Genomic DNA, 5,233 nt, shown 5'->3' with positions numbered 1-5,233 from the left:
ACCGAAGGGAAGCGCCCGGAGAGCCTGGTGAAACAGGCACAAAGGAAGCGTCCGTTCCTTGAGAACTCAACAGCGTGCCAAAAGTCAACGCCAGATATGTTGATACCCCGTCCACCGGCAGCAGCCGGAGGATGAGGTTCCTTTGAAAAGCCCACCAGCACTTAACGGTGCGGGTGGCACACACAGCGAGGACGCTGTGAACAGGAAGCCTATTCCGCTTCCTGTTCCGCTCTCGTGTGTGTTGACCCGATTACGGGTAAACATTCACGGAGAGTTTGATCCTGGCTCAGGACGAACGCTGGCGGCGTGCTTAACACATGCAAGTCGAACGATGAACCTCCTTCGGGAGGGGATTAGTGGCGAACGGGTGAGTAACACGTGGGCAATCTGCCCTGCACTCTGGGACAAGCCCTGGAAACGGGGTCTAATACCGGATATGACACACGACCGCATGGTCTGTGTGTGGAAAGCTCCGGCGGTGCAGGATGAGCCCGCGGCCTATCAGCTTGTTGGTGGGGTAATGGCCTACCAAGGCGACGACGGGTAGCCGGCCTGAGAGGGCGACCGGCCACACTGGGACTGAGACACGGCCCAGACTCCTACGGGAGGCAGCAGTGGGGAATATTGCACAATGGGCGAAAGCCTGATGCAGCGACGCCGCGTGAGGGATGACGGCCTTCGGGTTGTAAACCTCTTTCAGCAGGGAAGAAGCGCAAGTGACGGTACCTGCAGAAGAAGCGCCGGCTAACTACGTGCCAGCAGCCGCGGTAATACGTAGGGCGCAAGCGTTGTCCGGAATTATTGGGCGTAAAGAGCTCGTAGGCGGCTTGTCACGTCGGATGTGAAAGCCCGGGGCTTAACCCCGGGTCTGCATTCGATACGGGCAGGCTAGAGTTCGGTAGGGGAGATCGGAATTCCTGGTGTAGCGGTGAAATGCGCAGATATCAGGAGGAACACCGGTGGCGAAGGCGGATCTCTGGGCCGATACTGACGCTGAGGAGCGAAAGCGTGGGGAGCGAACAGGATTAGATACCCTGGTAGTCCACGCCGTAAACGTTGGGAACTAGGTGTGGGCGACATTCCACGTCGTCCGTGCCGCAGCTAACGCATTAAGTTCCCCGCCTGGGGAGTACGGCCGCAAGGCTAAAACTCAAAGGAATTGACGGGGGCCCGCACAAGCAGCGGAGCATGTGGCTTAATTCGACGCAACGCGAAGAACCTTACCAAGGCTTGACATACACCGGAAACGTCTGGAGACAGGCGCCCCCTTGTGGTCGGTGTACAGGTGGTGCATGGCTGTCGTCAGCTCGTGTCGTGAGATGTTGGGTTAAGTCCCGCAACGAGCGCAACCCTTGTTCTGTGTTGCCAGCATGCCCTTCGGGGTGATGGGGACTCACAGGAGACTGCCGGGGTCAACTCGGAGGAAGGTGGGGACGACGTCAAGTCATCATGCCCCTTATGTCTTGGGCTGCACACGTGCTACAATGGTCGGTACAATGAGCTGCGATACCGCGAGGTGGAGCGAATCTCAAAAAGCCGATCTCAGTTCGGATTGGGGTCTGCAACTCGACCCCATGAAGTTGGAGTTGCTAGTAATCGCAGATCAGCATTGCTGCGGTGAATACGTTCCCGGGCCTTGTACACACCGCCCGTCACGTCACGAAAGTCGGTAACACCCGAAGCCGGTGGCCCAACCCCTTGTGGGAGGGAATCGTCGAAGGTGGGACTGGCGATTGGGACGAAGTCGTAACAAGGTAGCCGTACCGGAAGGTGCGGCTGGATCACCTCCTTTCTAAGGAGCATTTCTTACCGGTCTTCGGGCTGGTCAGAGGCCAGTACACCGGCGAGTGTCCGGTGCTGGTTGCTCATGGGTGGAACGTTGACTACTCGGCACACTTGACTCACTGTCACCAGTACTGCTTCGGCGTGGAACGTGTCAGGGGATCGAGGGTGTCGGGCACGCTGTTGGGTGTCTGAGGGTGCGAGCGTTGCTCGCCCTTCGACGCCGGCCCCGGTATAGGCCTGCTTCGGCGGGTTGTGACGGGTGGCTGGTCGTTGCTTGAGAACTGCACAGTGGACGCGAGCATCTGTGGCCAAGTTTTTAAGGGCGCACGGTGGATGCCTTGGCACCAGGAACCGATGAAGGACGTGGGAGGCCACGATAGGCCCCGGGGAGCTGTCAACCAAGCTTTGATCCGGGGGTGTCCGAATGGGGAAACCCGGCAGTCGTCATGGGCTGTCACCCGCTGCTGAACACATAGGCAGTGTGGAGGGAACGCGGGGAAGTGAAACATCTCAGTACCCGCAGGAAGAGAAAACAACCGTGATTCCGGGAGTAGTGGCGAGCGAAACCGGATGAGGCCAAACCAGTCACGTGTGATACCCGGCAGGGGTTGCGTGGTTGGGGTTGTGGGAGTTCTCTTGACCGGTCTGCCGGCCGGTCGGCGAGTCAGAAACCGTTGATGTAGGCGAAGGACATGCGAAAGGTCCGGCGTAGAGGGTAAGACCCCCGTAGCTGAAACATTGACGGCTCGTTTGAGAATCACCCAAGTAGCACGGGGCCCGTGAAATCCCGTGTGAATCTGGCGGGACCACCCGCTAAGCCTAAATATTCCCTGGTGACCGATAGCGGATAGTACCGTGAGGGAATGGTGAAAAGTACCGCGGGAGCGGAGTGAAATAGTACCTGAAACCGTGTGCCTACAAGCCGTGGGAGCGTCGCTATGCAGCTTGCTGCATAGTCGTGACTGCGTGCCTTTTGAAGAATGAGCCTGCGAGTTTGCGGTATGTTGCGAGGTTAACCCGTGTGGGGAAGCCGTAGCGAAAGCGAGTCCGAAGAGGGCGTTGAGTAGCGTGCCCAAGACCCGAAGCGGAGTGATCTAGCCATGGGCAGGTTGAAGCGGAGGTAAGACTTCGTGGAGGACCGAACCCACCAGGGTTGAAAACCTGGGGGATGACCTGTGGTTAGGGGTGAAAGGCCAATCAAACTCCGTGATAGCTGGTTCTCCCCGAAATGCATTTAGGTGCAGCGTCGTGTGTTTCTTGCCGGAGGTAGAGCACTGGATAGGCGATGGGCCCTACCGGGTTACTGACCTTAGCCAAACTCCGAATGCCGGTAAGTGAGAGCGCGGCAGTGAGACTGTGGGGGATAAGCTCCATGGTCGAGAGGGAAACAGCCCAGAGCATCGACTAAGGCCCCTAAGCGTGTGCTAAGTGGGAAAGGATGTGGAGTCGCAGAGACAACCAGGAGGTTGGCTTAGAAGCAGCCACCCTTGAAAGAGTGCGTAATAGCTCACTGGTCAAGTGATTCCGCGCCGACAATGTAGCGGGGCTCAAGCACACCGCCGAAGTCGTGTCATTGCAGTACATACTCCTAACGGGGACTGTGATGGGTAGGGGAGCGTCGTGTGCCGGGTGAAGCAGCACCGGAAGGTAGTTGTGGACGGTTCACGAGTGAGAATGCAGGCATGAGTAGCGATACACACGTGGGAAACGTGTGCGCCGATTGACTAAGGGTTCCTGGGTCAAGCTGATCTGCCCAGGGTAAGTCGGGACCTAAGGCGAGGCCGACAGGCGTAGTCGATGGACAACCGGTTGATATTCCGGTACCCGCTTTGAAGCGCCAAACATCGAATCCATTGATGCTAAGGCCGTGAAGCCGCCCTGGAGTCTTCGGACGAAGGGGAGTGGTGGAGCCGCTGATCCAAGGTGGTAGTAGGTGAGTGATGGGGTGACGCAGGAAGGTAGTCCAGCCCGGGCGGTGGTTGTCCCGGGGTAAGGGTGTAGCCCGTGCGGTAGGCAAATCCGTCGCACGTTAAGGGTGAGACCTGATGCCGAGCCGATTGTGGTGAAGTGGATGATCCTATGCTGTCGAGAAAAGCCTCTAGCGAGTTTCATGGCGGCCCGTACCCTAAACCGACTCAGGTGGTCAGGTAGAGAATACCGAGGCGTTCGGGTGAACTATGGTTAAGGAACTCGGCAAAATGCCCCCGTAACTTCGGGAGAAGGGGGGCCATTGCTGGTGATGAGGTTTTCCCTCTGAGCTGGTGGTGGCCGCAGAGACCAGCGAGAAGCGACTGTTTACTAAAAACACAGGTCCGTGCGAAGCCGTAAGGCGATGTATACGGACTGACGCCTGCCCGGTGCTGGAACGTTAAGGGGACCGGTTAGCTCTGTTTCGACAGGGCGAAGCTGAGAACTTAAGCGCCAGTAAACGGCGGTGGTAACTATAACCATCCTAAGGTAGCGAAATTCCTTGTCGGGTAAGTTCCGACCTGCACGAATGGCGTAACGACTTCTCGACTGTCTCAACCATAGGCCCGGTGAAATTGCACTACGAGTAAAGATGCTCGTTTCGCGCAGCAGGACGGAAAGACCCCGGGACCTTTACTATAGCTTGATATTGGTGTTCGGTTCGGCTTGTGTAGGATAGGTGGGAGACTGTGATCCTTGGACGCCAGTTCAGGGGGAGTCGTTGTTGAAATACCACTCTGGTCGTGCTGGATGTCTAACCTGGGTCCGTGATCCGGATCAGGGACAGTGTCTGGTGGGTAGTTTAACTGGGGCGGTTGCCTCCTAAAGAGTAACGGAGGCGCCCAAAGGTTCCCTCAGCCTGGTTGGCAATCAGGTGTTGAGTGTAAGTGCACAAGGGAGCTTGACTGTGAGACTGACGGGTCGAGCAGGTACGAAAGTAGGGACTAGTGATCCGGCGGTGGCTTGTGGAAGCGCCGTCGCTCAACGGATAAAAGGTACCCCGGGGATAACAGGCTGATCTTCCCCAAGAGTCCATATCGACGGGATGGTTTGGCACCTCGATGTCGGCTCGTCGCATCCTGGGGCTGGAGTCGGTCCCAAGGGTTGGGCTGTTCGCCCATTAAAGCGGTACGCGAGCTGGGTTTAGAACGTCGTGAGACAGTTCGGTCCCTATCCGCTGTGCGCGTAGGAGTCTTGAGAAGGGCTGTCCCTAGTACGAGAGGACCGGGACGGACGAACCTCTGGTGTGCCAGTTGTCCTGCCAAGGGCATGGCTGGTTGGCTACGTTCGGAAAGGATAACCGCTGAAAGCATCTAAGCGGGAAGCCTGCTTCGAGATGAGGGCTCCCTCCCACTTGATGGGGTAAGGCTCCCAGTAGACGACTGGGTTGATAGGCCAGATATGGAAGCCCGGTAACGGGTGGAGTTGACTGGTACTAATAGGCCGAGGGCTTGTCCTCAGTTGCTCGCGTCCACTGTGT

At 57.6% G+C, this 5,233-nt stretch carries 2 rRNA genes; both read left to right on the top strand.

Annotated elements, in window-relative coordinates:
• Window positions 1-263 precede the first annotated feature (263 nt).
• Window positions 264-1,792, top strand: a 16S ribosomal RNA gene (locus tag JXZ78_RS39885).
• Between the two features lie 299 nt (window positions 1,793-2,091).
• Window positions 2,092-5,212: ribosomal RNA gene (locus JXZ78_RS39880) — 23S ribosomal RNA — on the top strand.
• The 16S and 23S rRNA genes sit together here, the layout of an rRNA operon.
• The last annotated feature ends 21 nt before the right edge of the window (window positions 5,213-5,233 follow it).

Origin of the sequence: Streptomyces monomycini, from assembly GCF_022271435.1 — a bacterium.
Lineage (GTDB): Bacteria > Actinomycetota > Actinomycetes > Streptomycetales > Streptomycetaceae > Streptomyces > Streptomyces monomycini.
This window is presented reverse-complemented; position numbering and strand designations above follow the sequence as displayed.